This is a genomic window from Chelativorans sp. M5D2P16 (assembly GCF_034427935.1).
Classification (GTDB): Bacteria; Pseudomonadota; Alphaproteobacteria; order Rhizobiales; family Rhizobiaceae; genus Chelativorans.
The window spans coordinates 1-23,458 of record NZ_JAXQNM010000008.1 but is presented as its reverse complement, the minus strand read 5'-3'; the positions used below and the strand labels follow the sequence as shown (position 1 = coordinate 23,458).

The 23,458-nt window shown below is 63.5% G+C and carries 20 protein-coding genes; 7 read left to right on the top strand and 13 right to left on the bottom strand.

What is annotated here, in order from left to right; genetic code table 11:
• The first annotated feature begins 102 nt into the window (after nt 1–102).
• The 3 genes from SIN08_RS03055 to SIN08_RS03045 all read left to right on the top strand — a co-directional run bounded on the left by SIN08_RS03055 (nt 103) and on the right by SIN08_RS03045 (nt 4,568).
• The gene (locus SIN08_RS03055; RefSeq protein WP_322450041.1) at nt 103–990 is read left to right on the top strand and encodes a mechanosensitive ion channel family protein; all 888 of its coding nucleotides are present in this window, start codon (nt 103–105) and stop codon (nt 988–990) included.
• A 284-nt stretch (nt 991–1,274) separates the two neighbouring features.
• Entirely contained in the window at nt 1,275–2,513 is a 1,239-nt protein-coding gene (locus tag SIN08_RS03050; RefSeq protein WP_322450040.1) for an MFS transporter, read from the top strand.
• Nucleotides 2,514–2,594: 81 nt separating this feature from the next.
• A complete protein-coding gene (locus SIN08_RS03045; RefSeq protein ID WP_322450039.1) occupies nt 2,595–4,568 on the top strand; it encodes a PhoX family phosphatase in 1,974 nt (657 codons plus the stop codon).
• A gap of 56 nt (nt 4,569–4,624) precedes the next feature.
• Here SIN08_RS03045 and recO read toward each other — a convergent pair whose 3' ends face one another.
• The 8 genes from recO to rpoZ all read right to left on the bottom strand — a co-directional run bounded on the left by recO (nt 4,625) and on the right by rpoZ (nt 12,013).
• The gene (gene recO, locus SIN08_RS03040) at nt 4,625–5,383 is read right to left on the bottom strand and encodes a DNA repair protein RecO (RefSeq protein ID WP_322450038.1); all 759 of its coding nucleotides are present in this window, start codon (nt 5,381–5,383) and stop codon (nt 4,625–4,627) included.
• Nucleotides 5,384–5,401: 18 nt separating this feature from the next.
• Nucleotides 5,402–6,331, bottom strand: coding sequence for a GTPase Era (gene era / locus SIN08_RS03035; protein ID WP_322450037.1), 930 nt, complete (start codon nt 6,329–6,331; stop codon nt 5,402–5,404).
• Nucleotides 6,328–7,044, bottom strand: a complete 717-nt coding sequence (gene rnc / locus SIN08_RS03030; RefSeq protein WP_322450036.1) for a ribonuclease III — start codon at nt 7,042–7,044, stop codon at nt 6,328–6,330. The genes era and rnc overlap by 4 nt, the downstream gene beginning before the upstream one ends.
• Nucleotides 7,045–7,054: 10 nt before the next feature.
• The gene (lepB, locus tag SIN08_RS03025) at nt 7,055–7,804 is read right to left on the bottom strand and encodes a signal peptidase I (RefSeq protein WP_322450035.1); all 750 of its coding nucleotides are present in this window, start codon (nt 7,802–7,804) and stop codon (nt 7,055–7,057) included.
• A 117-nt stretch (nt 7,805–7,921) separates the two neighbouring features.
• A complete protein-coding gene (acpS, locus tag SIN08_RS03020; protein WP_322450034.1) occupies nt 7,922–8,323 on the bottom strand; it encodes a holo-ACP synthase in 402 nt (133 codons plus the stop codon).
• Nucleotides 8,323–8,916, bottom strand: coding sequence for a DUF2062 domain-containing protein (locus tag SIN08_RS03015; RefSeq protein ID WP_322450033.1), 594 nt, complete (start codon nt 8,914–8,916; stop codon nt 8,323–8,325). Before SIN08_RS03015 ends, acpS begins: the two co-directional genes overlap by 1 nt.
• Nucleotides 8,917–9,251: 335 nt before the next feature.
• Nucleotides 9,252–11,498: a bifunctional (p)ppGpp synthetase/guanosine-3',5'-bis(diphosphate) 3'-pyrophosphohydrolase gene (locus SIN08_RS03010; RefSeq protein ID WP_322450032.1), complete on the bottom strand. Its 2,247-nt coding sequence runs from the start codon at nt 11,496–11,498 to the stop codon at nt 9,252–9,254.
• Nucleotides 11,499–11,611: 113 nt separating this feature from the next.
• Nucleotides 11,612–12,013 carry a DNA-directed RNA polymerase subunit omega gene (gene rpoZ, locus SIN08_RS03005; protein ID WP_322450031.1) on the bottom strand — a complete coding sequence of 134 codons (402 nt, stop codon included), beginning with the start codon at nt 12,011–12,013 and terminating at the stop codon, nt 11,612–11,614.
• Nucleotides 12,014–12,303: 290 nt separating this feature from the next.
• Between rpoZ and SIN08_RS03000 the strand changes: the two genes are divergently transcribed.
• The gene (locus tag SIN08_RS03000; protein WP_322450030.1) at nt 12,304–12,888 is read left to right on the top strand and encodes an NYN domain-containing protein; all 585 of its coding nucleotides are present in this window, start codon (nt 12,304–12,306) and stop codon (nt 12,886–12,888) included.
• Nucleotides 12,885–13,538, top strand: coding sequence for a uracil-DNA glycosylase (locus SIN08_RS02995; protein ID WP_322450029.1), 654 nt, complete (start codon nt 12,885–12,887; stop codon nt 13,536–13,538). The genes SIN08_RS03000 and SIN08_RS02995 overlap by 4 nt, the downstream gene beginning before the upstream one ends.
• A 119-nt stretch (nt 13,539–13,657) precedes the next feature.
• Here SIN08_RS02995 and smpB read toward each other — a convergent pair whose 3' ends face one another.
• Nucleotides 13,658–14,131, bottom strand: a complete 474-nt coding sequence (gene smpB, locus SIN08_RS02990) for an SsrA-binding protein SmpB (RefSeq protein WP_322450028.1) — start codon at nt 14,129–14,131, stop codon at nt 13,658–13,660.
• A gap of 27 nt (nt 14,132–14,158) precedes the next feature.
• Complete coding sequence (gene dapA, locus SIN08_RS02985) at nt 14,159–15,040, bottom strand: 4-hydroxy-tetrahydrodipicolinate synthase (protein ID WP_322450027.1); 882 nt, start codon at nt 15,038–15,040, stop codon at nt 14,159–14,161.
• Between the two features lie 210 nt (nt 15,041–15,250).
• Here dapA and SIN08_RS02980 point away from each other — a divergent pair, with 210 nt between their 5' ends.
• On the top strand, nt 15,251–17,320 hold the full coding sequence (locus tag SIN08_RS02980; protein ID WP_416208007.1) for a lytic transglycosylase domain-containing protein: 2,070 nt from the start codon (nt 15,251–15,253) through the stop codon (nt 17,318–17,320).
• Between the two features lie 10 nt (nt 17,321–17,330).
• On the top strand, nt 17,331–18,224 hold the full coding sequence (locus tag SIN08_RS02975) for an alpha/beta hydrolase (RefSeq protein WP_322450025.1): 894 nt from the start codon (nt 17,331–17,333) through the stop codon (nt 18,222–18,224).
• A gap of 476 nt (nt 18,225–18,700) precedes the next feature.
• On the opposite strand, the gene SIN08_RS02970 is transcribed toward SIN08_RS02975, so the two are convergent.
• From SIN08_RS02970 to SIN08_RS02960, 3 genes are all read right to left on the bottom strand, one after another.
• The gene (locus tag SIN08_RS02970) at nt 18,701–19,828 is read right to left on the bottom strand and encodes a porin (RefSeq protein WP_322450024.1); all 1,128 of its coding nucleotides are present in this window, start codon (nt 19,826–19,828) and stop codon (nt 18,701–18,703) included.
• A gap of 993 nt (nt 19,829–20,821) precedes the next feature.
• On the bottom strand, nt 20,822–22,114 hold the full coding sequence (locus SIN08_RS02965) for a hypothetical protein (RefSeq protein WP_322450023.1): 1,293 nt from the start codon (nt 22,112–22,114) through the stop codon (nt 20,822–20,824).
• 1,111 nt (nt 22,115–23,225) lie between these two features.
• On the bottom strand, nt 23,226–23,458 hold a 233-nt coding region (locus tag SIN08_RS02960), incomplete at its 5' end, for a hypothetical protein (RefSeq protein ID WP_322450015.1).

Here is a 23,458-nt window from a genome sequence, read left to right as displayed (position 1 = left end):
GGCCGGAGCGGGCTGATGGCCTGCCTCTGCGGGACTATCTCGGCTGCAGGTGCCATGGCCGAGGGAGATGCTCGCGACATGGAACTGACAAGCGAATAGGTAATGGCGACGACGGCGGAAATGATGACGACAGCGGAAGCAATACTGTTTGAAATCAGCCAGTTCGCCGTCACCTATGCCTTCTCGATTCTGGGTGCCGTCATCCTCATCGTGGCCGGCTACATCGTGGCCGGGGCACTGGAGCGCTGGGCCAGCAGCGCACTGGGCCGGTTCCCCTCCTTCGACGAGACGTTGCGGCGCTTTCTGTCGAAGATCGTTCGGTATGTCGTCCTGGTGCTGGTGGGTGTCACGGTCCTGGCGCAGTTCGGGGTGCAAACCGCCAGCATCATCGCCGCCCTCGGCGCGGTGGGCCTTGCCGTGGGACTGGCGCTGCAAGGAACGCTGCAGAACATCGCGGCCGGCATCATGCTTCTGGTCCTCAAGCCCTTCCGGGTGGGAGAATATGTGGACGCCGGCGGGATCGCCGGAACGATCGAGGAAATCGGGCTTTTCGCCACGGAAATGAAGACGGTCGACGGACTTTACGTCCTGGCGCCGAACAGTGAGCTGTGGAACAAGGCGGTCACCAACTATTCGCGCAACGCGATCCGCCGCTACGATCTGGAAATCGGCATCAGCTACAGCGACGACATTGAACTTGCGCAGCAGACCCTGATGGAACTGGCCACGAACGACAAGCGGATCCTTGCGGTGCCGGAAGTGGAAACCTTCGTCGAGCGGCTCGGCGACAGCGCCGTCGTGGTGACGCTGCGTTACTGGACCGCGACGACGGACTTCTGGCCGACGCGGTTCGATCTCACCAAGGCTGCGAAGCAGGCGTTCGATGCAAAGGGCATCTCCATCCCCTTCCCCCAGCGCGACATCCACTTTCTGCCCTCGGATCTGCCCGAGCCGGCAAGACGCGGCGGCAATCCGACGATTGTGTCCTGACAGGCAAAATCCATCCTGGACGGCAAGGCATGAGGATTCGCAGCGCCGAACGCGTCATTTCGGGCGAACCCAATGAAGGCCACGCTTCATCCGTGGCGTCCGAATGAACCCGGGCAGACCTTCGACCTGCCAGGGCAACACCCTTCCCTGCCCCCTACCCGAGGCAGAGTGGATAAGGGCGCCAAGCTGAATCATCAAAATTATTGAATGAAACAGGCATTCCAATTCGCTTCAATTATCCAAAGATTCGGCTATTTTCTTCCCATCATCGCGAGGACATACCCATGGCCGAAACTGCGCCCGCCCGCGCCGCCAGCGCACCCTTTCCCTGGCTCATCGTCGTCAGCGGCTGCATCATCGCCGCCATGACCTTCGGCCCCCGTTCGGCCATGGGCTTCTTCCAGCTTCCCATGCTGCAGGAAACGGGCTGGGACCGCACGACCTTCGGCCTGGCGATGGCCATCCAGAACCTTCTATGGGGGGTCGGCCAGCCGGTCTTCGGCGCCATTGCCGACCGGTTCGGGACCTGGCGCGTGCTTGCTCTTTCCGGCCTCATCTACGCGGCGGGTCTCATCCTGATGGCTACAGCCGACAGCCCGGCGATGCTGCATATCGGCGGCGGCGTGCTGGTCGGGCTCGGCGTGGCGGCGGGCTCCTTCTCGATCGTGCTGGCGGCTTTCGCGCGCAACGTACCGGAGGAAAGCCGCAGCCTCGTCTTCGGCATCGGCACGGCGGCGGGTTCTGCCGGCATGTTCCTTTTCGCGCCGATCAGCCAGGGGCTGATCGACGCCTATGGCTGGTCGGACACGCTGGTCTATCTCGGCATCGCCATGCTGATCGTGCCGGTGCTGGCGATCCCGCTCGTCGGCAACGCCAAGAGCGGCAAGGTGCGCCAGGCCGAATTCGAGCAGACCTTCGGCGGGGCCCTGCGCGAGGCGTTCGCCCACCGCAGCTTCGTGCTGCTCGTCTCCGGCTTCTTCGTCTGCGGCTTTCAGGTGGCCTTCATCACCGCACACTTCCCCGCCTATCTCGGCGATATCGGCATCGACGCGCGCTACGCGGTGATCGCGCTGGCGCTGATCGGCTTCTTCAACATCATCGGCTCGCTCGCTTCCGGCTTCATCGGACAGCGCTATCCCAAGGCCACGTTTCTGGCGCTCATCTATGTGGGGCGTTCGATCGCCGTCACGGCCTTCCTCCTCCTGCCGCAGACGCCGACCAGCGTGATCGTCTTCGCCATCGTGATGGGGCTCTTGTGGCTGTCGACCGTGCCGCCAACCAACGCACTGGTGGCCGTCATGTTCGGCACCCGCTATCTCGGCATGCTGGGCGGCATCGTGTTTTTCTCGCACCAGGTCGGCTCGTTCCTTGGAGTCTGGCTCGGCGGTTATCTCTATGACCGCTTCGGCTCCTACGACGCGGTATGGTGGCTCGGAGTGGCCCTCGGCATCTTCGCGGCGATCGTCCATTGGCCGATTCAGGAGAAGCCCGTGGACAGACCCGCCCTTGCGGCGGCGGAATAGCGGGCGCCGCAATTCTGTCATCAGACTGCAACAGCGATTTGGTTTAGCCTGCCTCGTACAAGTACCCACCAGGAGGCAGGCATGAACGACCACGTCGATCCCAAGGGAATCAAATCGCCGGCGCATATCCGCGAAGAATCGGAAGATGTCGGGCGCAACCGCAGCGCCAACCCAACCATGGGCGACATCATCAACCGCCGTTATTCCCGGCGCGGCTTCCTCGGCGGTTCTCTCGCCGTGGCGGCGATCGGCGCGACGGTCAGCCCGATGGCGCTTCTCGCCGCGCGCGAGGCCGAGGCCGCGACCCCGTCAAGCTTCAATTTCACCGAGGTGGAAGCCGGCGTGGACGAGACGCACCACGTCGCGGAAGGCTACGACGCGGACGTTCTCCTGCGCTGGGGTGACAAGGTCTTCGCCGATTCGCCGGAGTTCGATCCTCAGAACCAGACGGCGGAAAAACAGGCTCGTCAGTTCGGCTACAACAACGACTACATCGGCTTCATCCCGATCGAGGGCGCCGACGACCGCGGCATTCTTGTGGTCAATCACGAGTACACCAATGCGGAGCTGATGTTCCCGAACTTCGCCACCGTCGAGGACGGCGAGGTGAAACTCGGTGAATACACCAAGGAACTGGTCGACATCGAGATCGCCGCCCACGGCGGCACCATCATCGAGATCCGCAAGGTGGACGGCAAGTGGCAGCCGGCGCTCGACAGCCAGTACAACCGCCGCATCACCGGCGAGACGGAGACCAGTCTTTCCGGGCCGGTGGCCGGCCACGACCGGGTGAAGACCAATGCCGATCCTTCCGGCACCAAGGTGTTCGGCACTCTCAACAATTGCGCCGGCGGCCTCACCCCCTGGGGCACCTATCTGCTGGCGGAGGAGAACTTCCACGGCTATTTCGGTAGTGAATTGCCGGAAGGTCACCGCGAGACGGAAAACTATCAGCGCATCGGGGTGCCCGGCGGCTGGTATGAATGGGCCGCCTTCCACGACCGCTTTGACATCTCCAAGGAGCCGAACGAGGCCAACCGCTTCGGCTGGATCGTCGAGGTCGACCCGATGGATCCGAACGCCGTGCCGAAAAAGCGCACCGCGCTCGGCCGTTTCAAGCACGAAGGCTGCGAAACGGTGGTCAACGGTGACGGACGCGTGGTGGGCTATTCGGGCGACGACGAGCGCTTCGACTATGTCTACAAATTCGTCACCGCCGGCACCTTCAATCCGGACGACCGCGCAGCCAATGCGGACCTCCTCGACGATGGCACGCTCTACGTGGCCCGTTTCGACGAGGACGGCACCGTGGAATGGATGCCGCTCGTCCATGGCGAGGGGCCGCTGACGGCGGAAAACGGGTTCGAGAGCCAGGCCGACGTTCTGATCGAGACCCGGCGCGCCGCCGACCTTCTCGGCGCTACCAAGATGGACCGGCCCGAGGACGTTCAGCCCAATCCGACGACGGGCAAGGTCTACGTGATGCTGACCAACAACACCAAGCGCACGGAAGACGATGTGAGCGCGGCCAATCCGCGGGCGGAGAATGCGTTCGGGCATATCATCGAGATCACCGAGACCGACGGCGATTTCGCCTCCACTAGGTCGAGTTGGGAGGTTCTCGTCAAGTGCGGCGATCCTTCCGTGGCGGAAGTGGGCGCGACATTCTCGCCGGCCACCAGCGAAAACGGCTGGTTCGGCATGCCCGACAATGCCGCCGTCGACGCGGATGGACGGCTCTGGATCTCCACCGACGGCAACAGCCGCGACAAGACCGGCCGCACGGACGGGCTTTGGGCCATGGAAACGGAAGGCGAGGCACGGGGCACGTCCAAGCTGTTCTTCCGCGTGCCGGTCGGTGCCGAGATGTGCGGCCCCTACTTCACGCCGGACGCCGAGACGCTGTTCCTGGCGGTGCAGCATCCGGGTGAGGAAGGTGCGGCGACCTTCGAAGATCCCGCCACGCGCTGGCCGGACTTCGACGAAACCCTCCCGGTGCGGCCATCGGTCGTCGTCGTGACCAAGCAGGGCGGCGGCAAGATCGCGACGTCCTGAGGCGCGACGGTGCGCTTTCGTCGCGGGGCTCAACAGCCCCGCGTCTCTCGTCCTCGTCAGGCGCTTTCTCCGGCATGCGTCTGCCTGCCGGAAAGGCCGCGCTTCACCGCGGCAACGAACCCGCCCCGCGCCTCGGGCTCGGTGAGCCCTCGCGGCTCGTAGACGTGGCGGTGCAGGAAAAAGCCGGTGAGCGCAAAAGCCTGGGCAAGCGCCTCGGTGTCGTCCGCCCCGCCGCCTTCGGGTTGGAGAAAGGCCGGCAGGGGCAAAAGCCTGTCGGCCCACGGCTCGCCTGCTTCCCGCGTGACCGCCCTGCCCGTCTTCGGCGAGACATAGGCGAGATCCCGGCGGTTTCCCGTCAGCGCACATTGCGCAAGATCGAGTCCGAAGCCCAGTTCCTCCAGCACCGCCAGCTCATAGCGAGCCAGCAGCGGGCCGGCCATGGCCGGATCCTCCAGATGGCCAGTGACGACGGAGAGCATCTCGAACAGGCCCGGATGCGGATCGCGCTCGGGCAGAAGGCGCAGATGGGCGGCAAGCGTCTGGATACCGTAAATGGCGATGCCTGAAGCGAAGAGACGCGCGGCATTCAGTTCGAGCGGCTCGACCTGGAACATGCCCAGATGCTCGTCCAGTCTGGCGCGCCAGACGAGGTCCGCCCGGTTGCCGGGCTGGAGAACCGGCTGCATGCGGCGCGCCCGCCCGCCGCGCACCAAGCCCAGGTGTCTGCCGTGGGCGCGTGTCATCACCTCCAGTATGACGCTCGTCTCGCCATGCCGGCGAGTGCCGAGGATGATGCCTTCGTCACGCCATTCCATGGAACGGTTTTCGACCTGTCAATGCGGGAATTCAAGCCCCATCTCGCGGTAGCGCTCTGGGTCGTCGCTCCAGTTCTCGCGCACCTTGACGAACAGGAACAGGTGCACCGGCTGCTCAAGAATCTGCGCCAGATCCTCGCGTGCCGCCTGGCCGATGGCGCGGATCGCCGCGCCCTTGCGGCCGAGCACGATCTTCTTCTGGCTTTCGCGCTCGACATAGATCACCTGCTCGATGCGCACCGAGCCGTTCTTCCGCTCCTCCCATTTCTCGGTCTCGACATGGGTGGAGTAGGGAAGCTCCTGATGCAGCCTGAGATAGAGCTTTTCGCGCGTGATCTCGGCCGCGAGCTGGCGCATGGGCAGGTCGGAGATCTGATCCTCGGGATAGTACCAGGGCCCTTCCGGCAGGCTTCCGGCAAGATGGTCGAGGAGATCGTCACAACCTGAGCCGGTCAGCGCGGAGATCATGAAGGTGCGCTCGAAGGTGGCGCGCTTGTTGGCCTCGTCGGCCAGGGCCAGAAGCGACTCGCGCTTCACGCGGTCGATCTTGTTCAGGATCAGCACCTTTGGCTGTCGCACGCCGGCGAGACCTTCCAGGATGGCCTCCGAATCGCCTTTGATGCCACGTTCGGCGTCGATGATGACGGCGATGATGTCGGCATCCCTTGCACCACCCCAGGCCGTCGTCACCATGGCGCGGTCGAGGCGGCGGCGCGGGCGGAAGATGCCGGGCGTATCGACGAAGACGATCTGCGCGTTGCGATGAATGGCGATGCCCCGCACGAGTGCTCGAGTGGTCTGCACCTTATGGGTGACGATGGACACCTTGGCGCCGACCAGCCGGTTGAGCAGGGTCGACTTACCCGCGTTGGTGGCGCCGATCAGCGCGACGAAGCCGGAATGCGTGCGGTCATTGCCGTTTTCCGGCCCTTCGGCGGCCTTGCTCATGATGATGTCTCGTTCAGCGGTTGCCAAACGCCTTCGCGCACCAGAACCTCGGTCGCGGCCGCCTGTTCCGCCTCGCGCTTGGAACGTCCGCGCCCGCGGCCTTCCGTGAAGCCGCCGATGTGTACGGCGACGGTGAAGACGGGATCGTGGTCAGGACCGTCCCTGCCCTCCACCCGATATTCCGGCGTCGCGCCGGAGACCTGGTGCGCCCATTCCTGCAGCGCCGTCTTGGGATCGCTGCGCGCCGCACCCGCCGCTTTCGACCGTTCGGTCCAATGGGCGCGGATGAAGCCGCGCGCCGCATCGAGGCCGCCTTCGAGATATACCACGGCGATGAGTGCCTCCATCACGTCGGCGCGCATGTTGACCTGTTTCCGTGCCGCCAGCGAACGGACGTCGCTGCCGGTGAGGATGAGATCCGACAACCCCAGCTCGTCGGTGATCTCGGCAAGTGTCTCTGCGTTCACGAGTGCGTTGAGGCGCACCGAAAGCTCTCCCTCGGACGCCTCGGGGAAGGTCTCGTAGAGCAGATCGGCGATCACAAGGCCCAGGACGCGATCGCCGAGAAACTCGAGCCGCTGATAGTCCGCCCCGGCCCGCGCGCTGGAGTGGGTCAGCGCGCTTTCCAGGAGAGCGACGTCCCCGAAGGCGATGCCGATACGCTGATGCACGGCTTGCGCCAGTAGCTCTCCCGTCAATCGCTTGCCTGCCATGACGCTGCCGTCAATCGACCCAGGTGAAGAAGCGTGACGGGCGCAGCTCCGACGGCCATTCCCAGATCTCCAGCGGGCTGTAGCCGCCGGCAATCGAGAAGAAGATGATGTTGGCACGGCCGACGAGGTTCTCCGCCGGCACGAAGCCGACATTGAAGCGGCTGTCGGTGGAATTGTCGCGGTTGTCGCCCATCATGAAATAATGACCTTCCGGGACGACGAATTCACGCGTGTCGTCGCCGATGGAATTGGGCGACAGGTCGAGCGTATCGTAGGAGACGCCGTTCGGAAGCGTCTCGCGATAGACGTCGACGGGCCGCGACATCTCGGTAACATCGGGGTTATCGATCTGGCCCACGAGTTCACGCGTAACCGGCTCATCGTTGATGTAGAGCTGGCCCTCGCGCACCTGAATCCGGTCGCCCGGTAGGCCGATGACGCGCTTGATGTAGTCGAGCGAGGGATTGGGCGGGAACTTGAACACCACCACATCGCCCCGCTCCGGCTCGGATCCCCAGAGGCGCCCGGAGAAGATCGGCGGTGAGAAGGGCAGCGAGTGGCGCGAGTAACCGTAGGCCCATTTGGTAACGAACAGATAGTCGCCTTCCAGAAGCGTCGGCCGCATCGAACCCGAGGGAATGGAAAAGGGCTGAAAGAAAAGTGTGCGAATGACAAGCGCCAGGAGCAAAGCCTGGACGATGACGCTGATCGTCTCGCCAAGCCCGCCTGATTTCTTCTGAGATTTATCGGCCACGCTCATGTCGTCCTCGGTTCGTGTCGCGGGCCGGCAGGTTGGCGACCCATTCTCGCGCTTCGTCTTATCGGCTCACACCGAGCGTCGCAATGCGGCAGATCTGCGCCGTCTCCCCTCGCTTCATCATAGATGCTCTACCGCCTCGATGATGACGAAAGCCTGCGCAAGGGGGTAATCATCGGTGATGGTCACATGGATATGCGCCTTGAAGCCTTGCGGCATGAGAGCCTCCAGCCGCCTGGCCGCGCCACCGGTGAGTTCCATGGTGGGCTTCCCGCCCGGCAAATTCACCACTCCCATATCGCGCCAGAAGACACCGCGCGACAGTCCCGTGCCCAGTGCTTTCGCACAGGCTTCCTTGGCGGCGAAGCGTTTTGCATAGGATGCCGCGCGCGCGTGGCGACGGTCCGACTTGACGCGCTCGACCTCGGTGAAGACGCGCAGGGTGAACCGCTCGCCGTGGCGGGCAAGGGTTTTCTCGATGCGCCTGATGTCGATCAGGTCGCTGCCCAGTCCTATGATCATCAGCCTGCCGTGACGTTGGCGTTGACGGATTGCGCCGAGGCGCGACGGCGCGCCCTCTCCGCAAGGCGCTTTCTGCGCTGCTCTCGGAAGGCAATCACCGACCAGCGCGTCAGGACATAAAAGATCAGCGCCACCACCAGCCCCAGCGGGAGCGCTCCGATGGCCATGGGCTTGAGAAACGGTTGCCAGAGCTTGGTGAACTCCATGTGCCACAGAAAGTGTCCGAGATGCATAGGCGCCACGTCGCCCGGATGTCGGCCGTAGAGGATAAGCTGGCCCAGCTTGTATGTAGCGCCCCAGATGAAGGGGAAGGTTAGCGGATTGCCGACCGCCGTGCCGATGGCCGAGGCGATCAGATTGCCACCGATGAGCCAGGCAAGGCCGGCGGCAATCAGGAAGTGGAACCCGAGGAAAGGCGTCAAGGAAGCGAAGGCACCCGCGGCTATCCCTGCGGCGATCGCATGCGGTGTCGCACGCAGCCTCAGCGTGCGTTTCGCGAAATACTGCGTCGAGCGCCAGAATGAGCGCCGGGGCCACACCAGTGTCCGCGCACGCTCCCACCAATCCGCGCTTTTCCTGCGTTTGAACAGCATTCGACAGAACTATACCTTGCACCGGCGACCGGCGCCTCGAAAACGCACGATACCCCCATGCCCTTAACGAGCTCTTCCGCCCAGACGATCCAGAGGGTTTGTCCACCTATGTAATCATCCAGCAGTCGGGAGCAAAGAAATACGGCATATTCAGGCGGTTCTGCGCGACGATTTCTCCACACCACGCGATAGGCCGAACATGGGCAGAAATGAGGCCGATCCGTCCGGCCGGCCGCCGGATCACTTCAGCGCTTCACGAAGGCGGTGAAATAATCCAATGCGTCGAACTTGCGCAATTCCGGACGGAAAACCGGCGCCACCCTTGCCGGAGTTGCCTACCCATTGACGCGGTGCGCGTCGCTCACACAGCCCGTCTCCTTGAGCTGTGAGATCAGACGGCCGAGATGCTTCAGGTCCCACACCTCGAGATCGAAGATCATCTCGGTGAAATCGGGTGCCGTGCGTGCCATCGACAGCGTGTGGATATTGGCGTCGTTGGAGGCGATGAGCTGGGCGATTTCGGCCAGCGAGCCAGGCTCGTTGATGGCCGTGATGGACAGGCGCGCGGGAAAGCGCTCCTTCATGTTCTCGTCTATATCCCAGCGAACGTCTATCCAGCGCTCGGGCTGATCATCGAAGGCGGTGAGCGCCGGCGACTGGATGGGATAGATCGTGATGCCGGATCCGGGCTGCAAGATGCCGACGATGCGGTCGCCGGGCACGGCGCCCTCCGGGGCAAAACGCACCGGCAGGTCGCCGGATACACCGCGGATGGGCAGCGCGCCGTTCGCCTCGCCATCGCCCTGCGCGCCCTTGTTCTTGCGGTTGCGGCGCGCCGAGCGCCCGGGAATCTGGAACAGCATGCCGGCCGCGTTGCGCAGATTGAACCAGCCCTCCTCACGCGGCTTGGGGCTCTGGGTCACGCGTTCGTCCTTGTAGTCGGGGAAGACGGCATGCACGACATCCTGAGAGGACAGCTCACCGCGCCCGACGGCCGCCAGAACGTCCTCCACGTCCTTGCGCGCCAGCCGATGGAGCACCGGCTTCAGCGCGTCCTTGGAATAGGTCTTGCCGGCGCGCTCGAAGGCCCGTTCGAGGATACGGCTCCCAAGTCCGGAGTACTGCTTGCGGATGGCGTTCTTGGTCGCCCGCCTGATTGCCGAGCGCGCCTTGCCGGTCACGACGACCGACTCCCAGGCGGCGGGCGGCACCTGCGCCTTGGAGCGGATGATCTCCACCTCGTCGCCGTTCTTGAGCTCGGTCATCAGGGGCATGATGCGGCCGTTGACCTTGGCGCCCACGCAGGTGTCCCCCACCTCGGTATGGACGGCATAGGCGAAATCGATCGGCGTTGCGCCACGCGGCAGCGCGATCAGCCGGCCCTTCGGCGTGAAGCAGAAAACCTGGTCCTGGAAAAGCTCCAGCTTGGTGTTTTCCAGAAAATCCTCGGGATTGTCGCCCTCCGACAGCGCCTCGATGGTGCGCCTCAGCCAGGCATAGGCGTTGGTGTCCTTGGAGATCCGATTGCCCGATCCGTTGGGCTTGGAGCCGAAATCCTTGTAAAGCGAGTGCGCGGCCACGCCGTATTCGGCGATGCTGTCCATTTCCTGCGTGCGGATCTGCAATTCCACGCGCTGCCGCGACGGGCCGACGATGGTGGTGTGGATCGAACGGTAGTCGTTCTGCTTCGGAGTCGAGATGTAGTCCTTGAAGCGCCCGGGCACCATCGACCAGGCGGAATGGATCGCGCCCAGCGCGCGATAGCAGTCCTCCACCGTGCCGACGATCACCCGGAAGCCGAAAATGTCTGAAAGCTGTTCGAAGGACAGCGCCTTCGTCTCCATCTTGCGGAAGACGGACCAGGGCTTCTTCTGGCGGCTCTTGACTGTCGCGCTGATGGCGTTCTTCTCGAACAGGTGCTGGAGCGCCTGTTCGATTTCGACAATGACGCCGCGGTTGCGCTCCAGAAGCTCGGCAAGCCGCTCGGTGACGGTGTGGAAGGCCTCCGGATTGATGTAGCGGAAGGCGAGTTCCTCCAACTCCTCGCGCATGTCCTGCATGCCCATGCGGCCAGCCAGCGGCGCGTAGATCTCCATCGTCTCCTCGGCGATCCTCAGCCGCTTGTGCACGGGTACGTGGTCGAGCGTGCGCATGTTGTGCAGGCGGTCGGCCAATTTGACGAGAAGAACCCGGACATCCTGGGAAATGGCGAGCAGGAGCTTGCGCAGGTTCTCCGCCTGGGCGGCCTTGGTGGAAACCAGATCGAGCCTTTTCAGCTTTGTGAGGCCTTCCACCAGGTTACCGATGTCCGGGCCGAAAAGCTCGTCAATCTCGGCGCGAGTTGCTGTGGTGTCCTCGATGGTGTCGTGCAGGAGAGCCACCGCGATGGTCGACTCATCGAGATGCAGTTCGGTGAGGATGGCGGCGACTTCGAGCGGATGGGAGAAATACGGGTCGCCGGAGGCCCGCTTCTGATGGCCATGCTTCTGCATGGCATAGACATAGGCCTTGTTGAGAAGCGCTTCATTGACGTCCGGCTTGTAGCGCTGGACGCGCTCCACAAGCTCGTACTGACGCATCATGTGCGGCTTCTCCCTACGCGCATGAACGCGCCACCCCAAGCGGCGCGTTTCGGACAGTGCAGCGAAAAGATAAGCGGGAGCGTGCCGCGACGGAAGAGCGCAGCTTCAGCCGATCAGAAATCGTCGCTCTTCTCCGGCGGAACGAGTCCCTCGATGCCGGCAAGCAGTTCTTCCTCGCTCATGCGGTCGAAGGATGTGGCCTCCTCCTCCGGTGGCTGGACGTCGACGGCCTCCTGGGCGGCGGGCTGCTCGGGGATCGCCGGCACATCCGCCTCGGGCTCGTCCACCTCCACATGCTTCTGCAGCGAGTGGATGAGCGCTTCCTTCAAATCGCCCGGAGACAAAGTTTCATCGGCGATCTCGCGCAGCGCCACGACCGGATTCTTGTCGTTGTCGCGGTCGATGGTGATCTGCTCGCCCTGGGAGATCTGGCGGGCGCGATGACTGGCGAGAAGCACGAGATCGAAGCGGTTTTCGACCTTGTCGATGCAGTCTTCAACGGTGACACGGGCCATTGCTTGCCCCTTTCATGCATAAATCGTGCGGGAAACCTGCCGCGTCCATAGCTTTTCCGGCCGCGAAAGACAAGGCCGCGCGCGACACGTGGCCTGCCCCTCGACCCTCGCGGCGTGCACGGATGCTTGACGCGGCACAACGGAACGTTTTTGTTGGTTAGAACTTAATAAGCATTGGCATAAAAACAATAGCGCACTATGTCACGATTCAAGGCACGTTTCGGCAAAGCTGAGCGTCTTCACCACTGACATTTTCCGCCCGGCTGATTGCCACGAAGGATATTTGTACCATGTTCGACCCTCGCGAAAAGATCGCCATGTTTATCGATGGCGCAAATCTTTACGCTACCTCACGCGCCCTCGGTTTCGACATCGACTACCGCAAGCTGTTGGCGAGCTTCCATAAGCGCGCCTATCTGCTGCGCGCCTACTACTACACCGCGCTGGTGGAGGACCAAGAATACTCCTCCATCCGCCCGCTCATCGACTGGCTGGATTACAACGGCTACAAGGTGGTGACCAAGCCGGCCAAGGAGTTCACCGATTCGGCCGGCCGCCGAAAGATCAAGGGCAATATGGACATCGAACTGGCCATCGATGCCCTGGAACTCACAGACGTGGTCGATCACTACGTGTTGTTTTCCGGCGACGGCGATTTCCGTACGCTGGTCGAAGCGCTGCAGCGCAAGGGGCGCAAGGTGAGCATCGTCTCGACGATCCAGTCGCAGCCGCCCATGATCTCGGACGAGCTGCGCCGCCAGGCCGATACGTTCATCGACCTCGCCTCGCTTCAGGAAGAAGTCGGACGTGATCCCTCGGAGCGCCCGGTGCGCCGCACCGACCCGGCTGAATTCAATCCAGCCGAGCCGGAATGAGCCTGACCGCCGAACCCCCGAAAGACTGCGCCCACTGTCCTCGTCTGAACGGCTTCATCGCCGATTGGCGGGCGCGCGAACCGGACTGGTTCAACGGCCCGGTGCCGACGTTCATCCCCGCCAGCGGCGAGGAGGCCGTCCGACTGCTCGTTGTCGGACTGGCTCCCGGCCTGCGTGGCGCAAACAGGACCGGCAGACCCTTCACCGGGGATTTCGCCGGAACGCTGCTCTACGAGACGCTGATCCGCTTCGGCTTCGCGCGGGGCACCTTCGATGCGCGTCCCGACGACGGACTGGAACTGGTGGACGCGGCCGTCACCAACGCCGTGCGCTGCGTGCCGCCGGAAAACAAGCCGGTCGGTCAGGAGATCAGGACCTGCCGCGAAACCTTCCTGGTGCCGACGCTCGCGCGTTTTTCCAATCTGCGCGCCGTCGTCACCCTCGGCCGCATCGCCCACGATTCCACCGTCCGAGCCCTGGGGCAGAAGCTGAAGGATGTGCCTTTCGCCCACGGCGCGGCACAGGACGCCGACAGCATCCGCGTCTTCTCGAGCTATCATTGCTCGCGCTACAACACGAACACGGGCGTGCTGACCGAGGCGATGTTCGTAGAAGTATTCCGGGCGGCAAGGGATTTCTTAGGTGAGTAGGTCCCTACTCTCCTCTTTCTAGAGCAGTTCGCCGTTTCATCGAAACGGCGAACTGCTCTAACCCTTTGATTCCACGCAATTCCGGACGGAAGACCGGCTTCCACTTTCCTGGAATTGCTCTACCCCTTCTCCTTCAGCAGCCGGGCCTTCTCGCGATCCCAGTCGCGCCGCTTCATCGTCTCGCGCTTGTCGTGCAGCTTCTTGCCGCGTGCGGTGGCGAGTTGCAGCTTGGCGATGCCGCGGTCGTTGAAGTAGAGCTTGAGCGGCACCATGGTCATGCCCTCGCGCTCGACCGCCTGCGCCAGCCGGGCCATCTCCCTCTTGGACAAGAGGAGCTTGCGGCGGCGGCGCGGCTCGTGGTTGAAGCGGTTGCCGGCCGAATACTCGGGGATGTGCGCGTTGATCAGCCAGATCTCGCCGTGCTCCACCGAGGCGTAGGACTCCTGGATGTTGGCGTGGCCCTCGCGCAGCGACTTCACCTCCGTCCCGGTAAGCACAAGGCCGGCCTCGAGACTGTCCATCACCTCGTAAGCAAACCGTGCCTTGCGGTTGTCGGCGATGGTCCTGATGTTCGGATTCTTTTCCTTTGCCATGCGAATAGAGATGCGTCCGACCGGCCGTCAGTTCAACAGGCCGGCGTGCTGCATCGCCGCGTCGATGTGCTCGGCGGTCGCCGCCTCCACCGTCACCAGCGGGGTGCGCAACGTGTTCTCCATACGGCCGAGGCGTGAAAGCGCGTATTTGGCGCCGGCGGGGTTTGGCTCGATGAAGAGTGCCTTGTGCAGCGGCATCAGGCGGTCCTGAAGGACGATGGCGCGCTCGCGGTCGCCGTTGAGCGAGGCAGCCTGAAACTCGGCGCAGAGCCGCGGCGCCACGTTCGCCGTGACCGAAATGCAGCCTACCCCGCCATGGGCGTTGAAGCCCAATGCAGAGGCGTCCTCGCCGGAAAGCTGGATGAAGTCCGGCCCGCAGGCCGCCCGCTGCTCCGAGACTCGATCGACCCTGGCCGTGGCGTCCTTGACGCCGACGATGTTGGAGAAGTCGGCGGCAAGCCGGCCCATGGTCTCCGGCAGCATGTCGATGACCGAGCGTGGCGGGATGTTGTAGATGATGATGGGCAGGCTCGTGGCGCGCGCCACGGCGGCGAAATGCGCGTAGAGCCCGCGCTGGTTGGGCTTGTTGTAATAGGGGGTGACGACGAGGACGGCGTTCGCCCCGACCTTCTCGGCATGCTCGACGAAGCCGATCGCCTCGCGCGTCGAGTTCGACCCGGCGCCGGCGATGACGGGCACGCGGCCATCGGCCGCCTCGACGCAGAGCCGGACCACCTCGCGATGCTCCTCGTGGGTGAGCGTCGGCGACTCGCCGGTGGTGCCGACCGGCACGAAACCGGCGGTGCCTTCCTCGATCTGCCATTCGACAAACGCGCGGAAAGCCTTTTTGTCCAGTCCTCCATCCGGTGCGAACGGCGTTACGAGCGCGGTGATGGAACCCCTGAACATGATTGAACTCCTCGGCTTTCCTTTTTTGGACGCCTTGCGGCGACCGCCAGCGGGTGCTTCTACCCGAAGATAAGGCGCGGCACCATAGTGTTGCCATGCTGGTGCCGCAAGAACCGCTTGGCGGATGCGTATTGGTACAAGCGGACGGCGACGCTTCCCTTTCAATAAGAGGGGAAGAAGGCGTTTGCGCAATCCGATAATGGCTGGGGAATGACCGGTTTCTTGAAGACAGTGACAGCGGTGGCGACCTTGGCCATGGCGACGTTCGCTCCCGGGGCGGGAGCGGAGACGATCAGCCTGCCCGGCGAGGCGCCCGTCCCTGAGCCACGCCCCTTTGCGCCCTTGGACAAGGCGGCCATGGCCGCCACCTTCCCCTTTTCGGCCGGCGTTCTGAGGGAGGCGGGCAGCCTGGCGCTTCTCAAATCAGGGCTGGATGCGGTTTCGAACGGCGACATCGACGCCGCGCTGCGGGCACGCGATGCGCTCGAGGACGGCTCGCTCGACCGCCACATCATGGCCTGGGCAATCGCGCTGTCGGGCAGCGCTGCCGTCGGCAGTGCGGAAATCGCCAAGACGACACACATGCTTGCCGGCTGGCCCGGAATGGCACGGCTGCGCGCCAACAGCGAACGCGCGCTCTATCGGGAAAAACCACCGCCGGGCGACGTACTGGCTGCCTTCAGCGAGGCCGATCCCACCACCTTCGAGGGCACGGTGGCGCTTGCCCGGGCGCATGTCGCGCGTGGCGAGGTGGAGGCCGCGCGCGATCTCCTCTCCCCGTTCTGGCGTACGGAGAAGCTGGAAGCGAGGAACGAGTCGACGTTCCTGAAGGAATTCGGACACCTGCTGCCTGCCTCCGTGCATCGCCACCGCATGGAGCGCATGCTCTATGAGGACCGGGTGCGCTCGGCCGAGCGCGTGGCCGGCCTTGCCGGCGGCGCGGCGCTCACCAAGGCCTGGGCGGCCGTGATCCGCAATGAGTCCGACGCCGGCAAGCTGCTCGATGCCGTGCCGGAAGACCAGCGCAGCGCGGGCTATCTCTTCGCAAAGGCGCGCTTTCTCCGGCGTAGCGGCAAGTTTCAGGAAGCCGCCGAGGCGATGCTTTCAGCGCCGGAGGATCCGGAAACGCTGATCGACCCGGACGAGTGGTGGTTCGAGCGCCGCGTGCTGTCGCGCGAGCTTCTGGACGTGGGCGAGCCCGAAACCGCCTATCGCATTGCCGCAAGCCATGCCGGCGGAAGCCCGGTCAGCCGGGCGGACGCGGCCTTCCACGCCGGCTGGTACGCCCTGCGCGGTCTCGACGATCCCGCGCGGGCGGCCGCGCATTTTGCCGACATCGCCGAGGTGGCCGAGGGGCCGATCTCGCGCGCCAGGGCCTTTTACTGGCTCGGCCGGGCGGCGGAAGCGGGCGGGCCAGGCGAGGCGGGGGACCATTATGAGCGCGCCGCGGCCCACGGAACGGCCTTCTACGGCCAGCTTGCGGCGGCGAAGCTCGGCAGCAGGACCATCGCCACCGACCAGTCCGAGCCCTCCTTCAGGGAACGCGCCCGCTTCGCCTCGCGCGAGGCGGTGCAGGCGATCAGGCGTCTGGAGCAGGCCGGCCACGAATGGCGCGCCCACATCCTTTATCGCGATCTGGCGGAGGCCCTTCCTAGCACGGGCGAGCTCACCCTCCTGGCGGCGATGGCGGAACGCCGCGGCAACCACTACATGGCCCTGCGCGTCGGCAAGATCGCCGCCGCACGCGGGCTGGAGATCGGAACGCTGGCACATCCGGTGGGCGCGATTCCCGCCACCGCCACCATCTCGGCGGCCGGCAAGGCGCTTGCCTACGCGATCGCCCGGCAGGAGAGCGAGTTCAACGTCGGTGCCGTCTCCGGCGCCGGCGCGCGGGGCCTTCTGCAGCTCATGCCGGCAACGGCCCGCGAGATGGCGAAGAAGAGCGGCCTGCCCTACTCCGCCCCGCGGCTGACCTCGGACGCCGCCTACAACGCAACGCTCGGCGCGGCCTATCTCGGCGAGCAACTCGCCCGGTTCGACGGCTCCTACATCCTCACATTCATCGGCTACAATGCCGGCCCGAGCCGCGCGCGACAGTGGGTCGCGCGCTATGGCGATCCGCGCGACCGTCCGATCGAAGAGGTTGTGGACTGGATCGAGCGCATTCCCTTCACCGAGACCCGCCATTATGTCCAGCGGGTGATGGAGAACTATCAATTCTATAAAATGCGGCTCACCGGCAATATGGAGATCGAGAAGGATCTGACGCGCGGGCGCTGAGGGAGAAACGGTGGGGGACGACTTCAGGGACTTCTTCTATACCTCCGGCAACGGGCTGAGGCTGCACGCGCGCATTTACGGCCGGGATCTGAACGAGGATACCCTGCCCGTCGTGTGCCTGCCGGGCCTTTCGCGCAACGCACGGGAGTTCCACGAGCTAGCGCTCGCGCTCTCGCAGGATGCCAAACGGCCGCGCAAGGTGGTGGCCTTCGATTACCGCGGGCGGGGCCGGTCGGAGCGCGATCCGGACTGGCGCAACTACACGGTCACGGTCGAGGCGGAGGATATCGCCGCCGGGCTCACCGTGCTCGGCATTGCGCACGCCGCCTTCATCGGCACCTCGCGAGGCGGGCTGATCATCATGGCGCTCGCCGCGTCGCGGCCAGCCGCACTCAGGGCCGCGGTGCTCAACGATATCGGTCCGGTTATCGAGGGCGCGGGACTCGCGCATATCCGCAGCTATCTCGTAAACGCGCCCCGCCCGGAGAGCTTCGAAGAGGCGGTGCGGTTGCAAAAATCCGTCCATGGGCAGGCCTTTCCCGCACTCACGGATGCCGACTGGGAGCGGCACACGCACACGCTTTACCGCATCGAGAACGGCAGGCCGGTTCCTGACTATGACCGCCGGCTCGTCAAGACGCTGCAGAAGATCGACTTCAGCCGCCCGATGGCGACCGCCTGGCCGCAATTCGTAGGGCTTGCGCGCATTCCCCTCCTGGCGATCCGCGGCGCCAATTCCGGGCTCCTGTCGCGCGAGACGTTCGCGGAGATGGCGCGCCGGCACCCCGCGCTGGAAGCGATCGAGGTCGACGGCCAGGGGCACGCACCGCTTCTGGAAACCGCGGACCTGCCCCGGCGCATCGCCGGTTTCATCGCCCGGGCGGAGCGTCGGGGCGTACGGTAGCATTTTTTGCGGACAAGCGGCATCGTGCCGAGGTTGCTTGGATCCGACCGTTTTGCCCATGGCACAGTTCCGGCATGGGTCCTCGGGTCAAGCCCGAGGATGACGAAGTGGAGAGGTCTCCGCAAATCCCCGACATTGGCGACTGACGCAAACGCCCCTGCCGTCGTCATCCTCGGGCTTGACCCGAGGACCCATGCCTGAACGCCGGCGCGGCACCGACGGTCAAAGGTGAAGGCCTTGGTATCGACTGCCGTCACGCACTCGGCAAAGATGGAAAGATGAAGCGCATCGCGAGAGAATGTGAGCGCGTTCCGCTTAAACAATTCCGGGGCGATAGATGGTGTTTCCGCCCGAAACCCATCTGGAAACAGGCGGATGGCTGTCGGCCATCCGGACCGACCCAACCGTCCCTCACTCAAAAGAAAACCCGGCGGGCAAGGCCCGCCGGGGTTCCGATAGCTCTCTTCTAACCGAGATTAGAAGTTGCGCTGGAAGCGCAGGAAGCCGTGCCACTGGTCGAAGTCGCCAGTCGGCGTGTCGAACGAGGCGTAGTTGACCGACAGCTTCGCGTTGAAGTCCTGAACGATCTCGTAGTCGATCGTCGTGCCGATGTTGTAGGCGTCGACATCGGTGGCGGCGATACCATGGCCGAGTTCGCTGTAGTAGCTGCCACCGAGCGAAGCGGACAGCTTCGGCGTGAAGTGGTAGCCGATCTCGGCCGCGGCGGACCACTCGGCACCGAGGTGGAACGGCAGACCGGTGCTGGCGATGCCGTCGAACGGGTTGACCGAGTAGTAGCTGATGCCGCTCTCGTACTGACCCATCAGGCCGGCGAACAGACGCTCGGTCAGGTTGGCCTGCAGGATACCCTTGACGGCAAACTCTTCGGCCGTGGCGTCATAGGCACCGTACAGGTCGAAGCTGCCCCAGCCCTGGGTGACGCCGACCTTACCGACAACGTTCGGCGTGTAGTCGTAATCGTCGTCAGCCTCCTCGAGCACGATCGAGGCGTTGAAGCCATTGGCGCCCGCGAAGTCGTACTGCATGAAGTGGACGCGGTCATACGGGAAGAAGCCGACATCCTGCTCGCCGGAAAGGCCGGTATCCCAGATCGAGTCCTTCACACCCATCGACAGGCCGCCCAGCGAGATGATGGCGTGCTGGAGGCGTGCGAAGCTGTTCATGCTACGGGAGTAGGCACCGCCTTCATTCAGGCCGAAGAGAGAGTCACCATCGGCGGTGAAACGAGGATCGCCGGCGCCGGGGCTGGACTGGCCACGGAAGCGGATGTAGGCGCCGAGGGTGCCGTACTCGGTCTCCGAACGCGCGTCGAAGTTCACCTCGGCACGCGCATACTTGCGCCAGCCGTCGTTGTCGCCGAGATCGCCGTCGGAGAAGCCGATCTGGTAACGAACCATGCCGCTGATGCGCAGGCAGGTCTCGGTGCCGGGGATGTAGAAGAAGCCCGCGCCGTAGACGTCACAGACGCGCACATACTCCATCGGCTCCGGCTCCGGAACGAAGATGGCGTCGGCCGCCTGGGCGGCGCCGGTCGCGGCGACCGTGGCAGCCGCGGAGCCAATAAGAAGGCTCTTGATTTTCATTTTCTGACCTCCAGTCAAAGTTCTAAAAAACGGGTCTGGGTATAATTGCTGAAGGACAGCGTTCCCTGCCCCATCCCCACTGGTTGAAAAAGTTGCGCCAGCAGCGCCCCTTCTCCGCAGCCGACATTACTCACCGTTCGATGGGGATCAACCGCGTTCGGCGCGCCAAAGCCGCCGGTTCCGCGCTATCGACCAGACCTGTTGCACAAAAGCCACGATTGCGGCCGCCGCGTTAGCCAACCGTTAACAATACCGTATGGTTTTGAAGCAAATACGGCCGGAGATCGCACACTCTTCGGCCCGGCCGGCCGCTCTGGCCGGGCGAATCATGCACCGGCTTGCGGGGAATCGCCCGGCATCCCATCTGTCGATTCAGGCCGGGCTGGAGCCGAGCGGTGTTCACCGGTGCGCCGCTCGCCGAACCGCGGTCCGCGATTCGCCCGTCTTGTTTCGGATGGTGCAGATGGCGTGTTAATTGTGCCGCCGCTTTTCTTTATCAGCCCGTCTTGGAGAGGTGGCCGAGTGGTCGAAGGCGCTCCCCTGCTAAGGGTTGAGAGATCTCCCGAAAATCAGTTACTTCGCTGCAGGCTGTGCCGTTTTCGTGCCTAGCGATGCAACTCTCCAAGTTTTAACAGCGACCGCATCACCGCTGCGAAGGCACTCCCACCCTCGCGTGGTAGTCGTCGAGGGAAATCTGAAAAGCAAGCGTATCCTACGCGAGCCGCATCACGGGTAACGAAACCGCGCGTGCAGACGTCCGGAGTCCGTCCGGAAGTGGCTGAGCGGCAGCTCTGCGCCCCAAGTCGGACGATAAAGCGCAACTCACCTCCAGCCGGAAGCGGACATCGTCGGGATCATGCTGCTGGCTAGAGGTCGGAGATGCACCATTGGCGGGCGCTGCTTCGCCGACCAACCAAGCGCCACTTTCGTGTGGGCTTTCATAGCCGGGACGGCGTGAAATCGGCACCTAGTTGGCTATCGAGTATTGATGCGTCAGAATGCGACGGTGACCGCAGCCATGGATCCGGCTGTGAGAACAACGACACCGAGAGGGGTGACGGCGTAATCTCGATGCTCGCTCAACGCCTTGCCCGTAAAGGGATCTGTCACACGCACCTTGCTTCTTTCAGGCACGGGCACAAGGACCCAGGCGTGGCCGGGATCGGGATCGTCAGTCTTAACGTAGATCGTCACCCGCTTGCCTGTTGCTTCGTGTCGAAGCGACCGCTCCGGGATTCCGAGCCGGTCGTCTCCAATCAGCATAGGCACCACGGCCTCGGGGGCGGCGGCTGGAAGCTTAATATAGAGCTGCGTGATTCGCCCGTCCGCAACGTTAACTGGGAGGTTCAGGGTCTCTGGAGCGCCGCCGTCCCCGCCGGGCAGGGTAACGGAATAGAGATGATATCCCGCGGGCGCCGTGAAATCCGGGAAGCTGCGAACGTTTAACGGCGGGGTGAGATCCTGCGCCGTCTCACCGGAGCGAAGGCTGGAGCGCAGCGGAAACACGATACCGTCGTTCCGGGTCGCCGCGGCGAGATGCACGCCGCCGATCCCTTCGGGCAGGACGTCGAAATCGGACCCTGGCGGAGGCTCAGACGTCAACCCCTCGCACATGTTGTAGTTGCCCTTCCAGTAGCCGTCGTAGACTGCTGTGCTCGTGCACGTGTAGCAATGTACTGAACAATCGATCTCGTTGAACATGTGGGGGCAGTTCGCACCGCAAGTGTAGTCCCTCGCGTCCTCGGGGCGATCGGCGTCTTTCATGTAAATCCCATCGATCAGGACCCGGGTGCCCGGAGCCTGGCGCACGTTGGAAATGATCCGCACGCGCTCGCGGTTTTCGCCGCTCACTTCGAGCCGGCTCACGATCGTGGCCTTCGCCTGCCGATCCTCGACGAAGATGAATGGATCAAAGGCATCCGGTCCACCAGGCTTCGGAACATGGACGATCACGTCGCGCACGCCGCCGGCCGGCACGTCGAATTCCGGAACCACGTCGCGGAAGGTCACGCGCTGTGGCGCCGTGTCCCCGGGTGGCTTCAAGTCGATGATATAGGTCGCGCGCGTGGGTACCTGCGCCGTTATGCGGGGCGCGTTACGCCATTCCTTGCGGAATTTGCCGTCCGACACGATGAGGCTGCCGGGCACTTCCTTCCCGTCGTAAAGGAACTGAAGGCGAAGTTCGCCAAACTTCGTCCCTGCGGAGGTATCGGCGAGAGCGGGGAGCGGGATCGTGGCGGCGAGAAGTATCGGAAGGGCGCACGACGAGATGTAACTGGGTGGCATCGGCAAGCCTCCTTGATGAAATGTCAAACATCGCTGCGGTGGCCGGCACTCCAAGCAAGAAAGTATCATGATGCCACAACTAGCGCTATCAGCGAGGGGTTGCATCGCTACGGCTGTGCCGAGAGCATCGCTGTTGTCGATGCTGCAGGGCGCAAGCGAATGCGCGAGTAAATAGCCAAACTGGTTCAAGAAACAGCACCTAGGACAGCTGCCCATGTCGCCGCGATAAGTTGAGGACGGTGTTCCAATAGCTGCTTCTGCGACTGTGACGCCGTTTCCCCTCCCGCTCCCCGCAGGTACAAGTATCGGAAGCGCTGCTCACATTGGTCCGGCTAAGGGACGTGCCTTTCAGTCTGCTACGACCGAGTGGGTCAGAAGCAGAGTGGCTGCTTTCCCCGAAATTCAGCCAGAATCGGACAGACCGCTACCGGCCCCGAACCTGAATTGGCCATAAACGGCAATGTGGGGTGGATTGCGGACGTTCTCATGATCGATCGGGAATGGCGGTCAAGCGGACAGTTGCAGATCCGATAGCTACACCCGCGTAATAGGGCGTCATCGGCCGAGGTTCACCCCCTCGCACGTGCCTATGGTTCTGGACGTACCAAGAAAGGCCATTAGCCCTCGTCCTTCTTTTGTCAGTACTGCATTGTCTACATCGCCCGGAGTGACAGCGAGATGAACTGCCTCACTAAAGGTGATGATAATCTCACGACGGGGATTATCATCATAGTTGATCCATGTTCCCATTTCCTGAACGGTAGAGTACGACCCCGGTTCATAATCACCGAACAAAGTCGACACGTCCTCACCTTCGTCAATAGGAGGCCCCCCGAAGGAGACGGGCGTCGGCAAGGGTGACCGCTATGGGGTCCGAGTCGTCACCCAAGCCAATCAAACGAAGGCGCATTGGCGCGTTATCGAGAGCCTCACAAGTCTCTCCAACGCAGACTTTTGTGAAGTGACAATCTAAGCCATCAATCTTGGCCGCCGCGCTCGAAGTGACAGCCATGAGAGCGACAAGGCTTGCAATCCACGTCTCTATCGTGCCGGAGCGTAGCCCACGTTTAAGACTCCAGATCAGCATGGCTAGGCTCCTGTTTGGTGCGGGTCAGATGCTCTTTAGCGCTATCTTATTATGGGGTCCACGATGAACTGCTGCCACCGCCAACTGTAAACCATAGAAGCAGGTTGACTGTCGTTTGCGTGGCGCCTGTGCGACCGCTATAAAGCTTTCGAAGCCGTCATTCGGGCGGCGAAGCGCGAACGTCTGCAACGGGGTCGTCAGCCGAACGGCGGCTTGCTCAGTTTTTGGCCAGAACCGGACGGTCAGTAGACGGCCCC

Bases quoted from the DNA above. Each gene is read 5' to 3' on its own strand.
- SIN08_RS03000 (WP_322450030.1), top strand. From the start codon at position 12,304: ATGTTCGACCCTCGCGAAAAGATCGCCATGTTTATCGATGGCGCAAAT.
- SIN08_RS02970 (WP_322450024.1), bottom strand. From the start codon at position 19,828: ATGAAAATCAAGAGCCTTCTTATTGGCTCCGCGGCTGCCACGGTCGCC.
- SIN08_RS03045 (WP_322450039.1), top strand. From the start codon at position 2,595: ATGAACGACCACGTCGATCCCAAGGGAATCAAATCGCCGGCGCATATC.
- SIN08_RS03055 (WP_322450041.1), top strand. From the start codon at position 103: ATGGCGACGACGGCGGAAATGATGACGACAGCGGAAGCAATACTGTTT.
- SIN08_RS02995 (WP_322450029.1), top strand. From the start codon at position 12,885: ATGAGCCTGACCGCCGAACCCCCGAAAGACTGCGCCCACTGTCCTCGT.
- dapA (WP_322450027.1), bottom strand. From the start codon at position 15,040: ATGTTCAGGGGTTCCATCACCGCGCTCGTAACGCCGTTCGCACCGGAT.
- lepB (WP_322450035.1), bottom strand. From the start codon at position 7,804: ATGAGCGTGGCCGATAAATCTCAGAAGAAATCAGGCGGGCTTGGCGAG.
- SIN08_RS02980 (WP_416208007.1), top strand. From the start codon at position 15,251: ATGACCGGTTTCTTGAAGACAGTGACAGCGGTGGCGACCTTGGCCATG.
- smpB (WP_322450028.1), bottom strand. From the start codon at position 14,131: ATGGCAAAGGAAAAGAATCCGAACATCAGGACCATCGCCGACAACCGC.
- SIN08_RS03010 (WP_322450032.1), bottom strand. From the start codon at position 11,498: ATGATGCGTCAGTACGAGCTTGTGGAGCGCGTCCAGCGCTACAAGCCG.
- rpoZ (WP_322450031.1), bottom strand. From the start codon at position 12,013: ATGGCCCGTGTCACCGTTGAAGACTGCATCGACAAGGTCGAAAACCGC.
- rnc (WP_322450036.1), bottom strand. From the start codon at position 7,044: ATGGCAGGCAAGCGATTGACGGGAGAGCTACTGGCGCAAGCCGTGCAT.
- SIN08_RS03015 (WP_322450033.1), bottom strand. From the start codon at position 8,916: ATGCTGTTCAAACGCAGGAAAAGCGCGGATTGGTGGGAGCGTGCGCGG.
- era (WP_322450037.1), bottom strand. From the start codon at position 6,331: ATGAGCAAGGCCGCCGAAGGGCCGGAAAACGGCAATGACCGCACGCAT.
- acpS (WP_322450034.1), bottom strand. From the start codon at position 8,323: ATGATCATAGGACTGGGCAGCGACCTGATCGACATCAGGCGCATCGAG.
- SIN08_RS03050 (WP_322450040.1), top strand. From the start codon at position 1,275: ATGGCCGAAACTGCGCCCGCCCGCGCCGCCAGCGCACCCTTTCCCTGG.
- recO (WP_322450038.1), bottom strand. From the start codon at position 5,383: ATGGAATGGCGTGACGAAGGCATCATCCTCGGCACTCGCCGGCATGGC.
- SIN08_RS02965 (WP_322450023.1), bottom strand. From the start codon at position 22,114: ATGCCACCCAGTTACATCTCGTCGTGCGCCCTTCCGATACTTCTCGCC.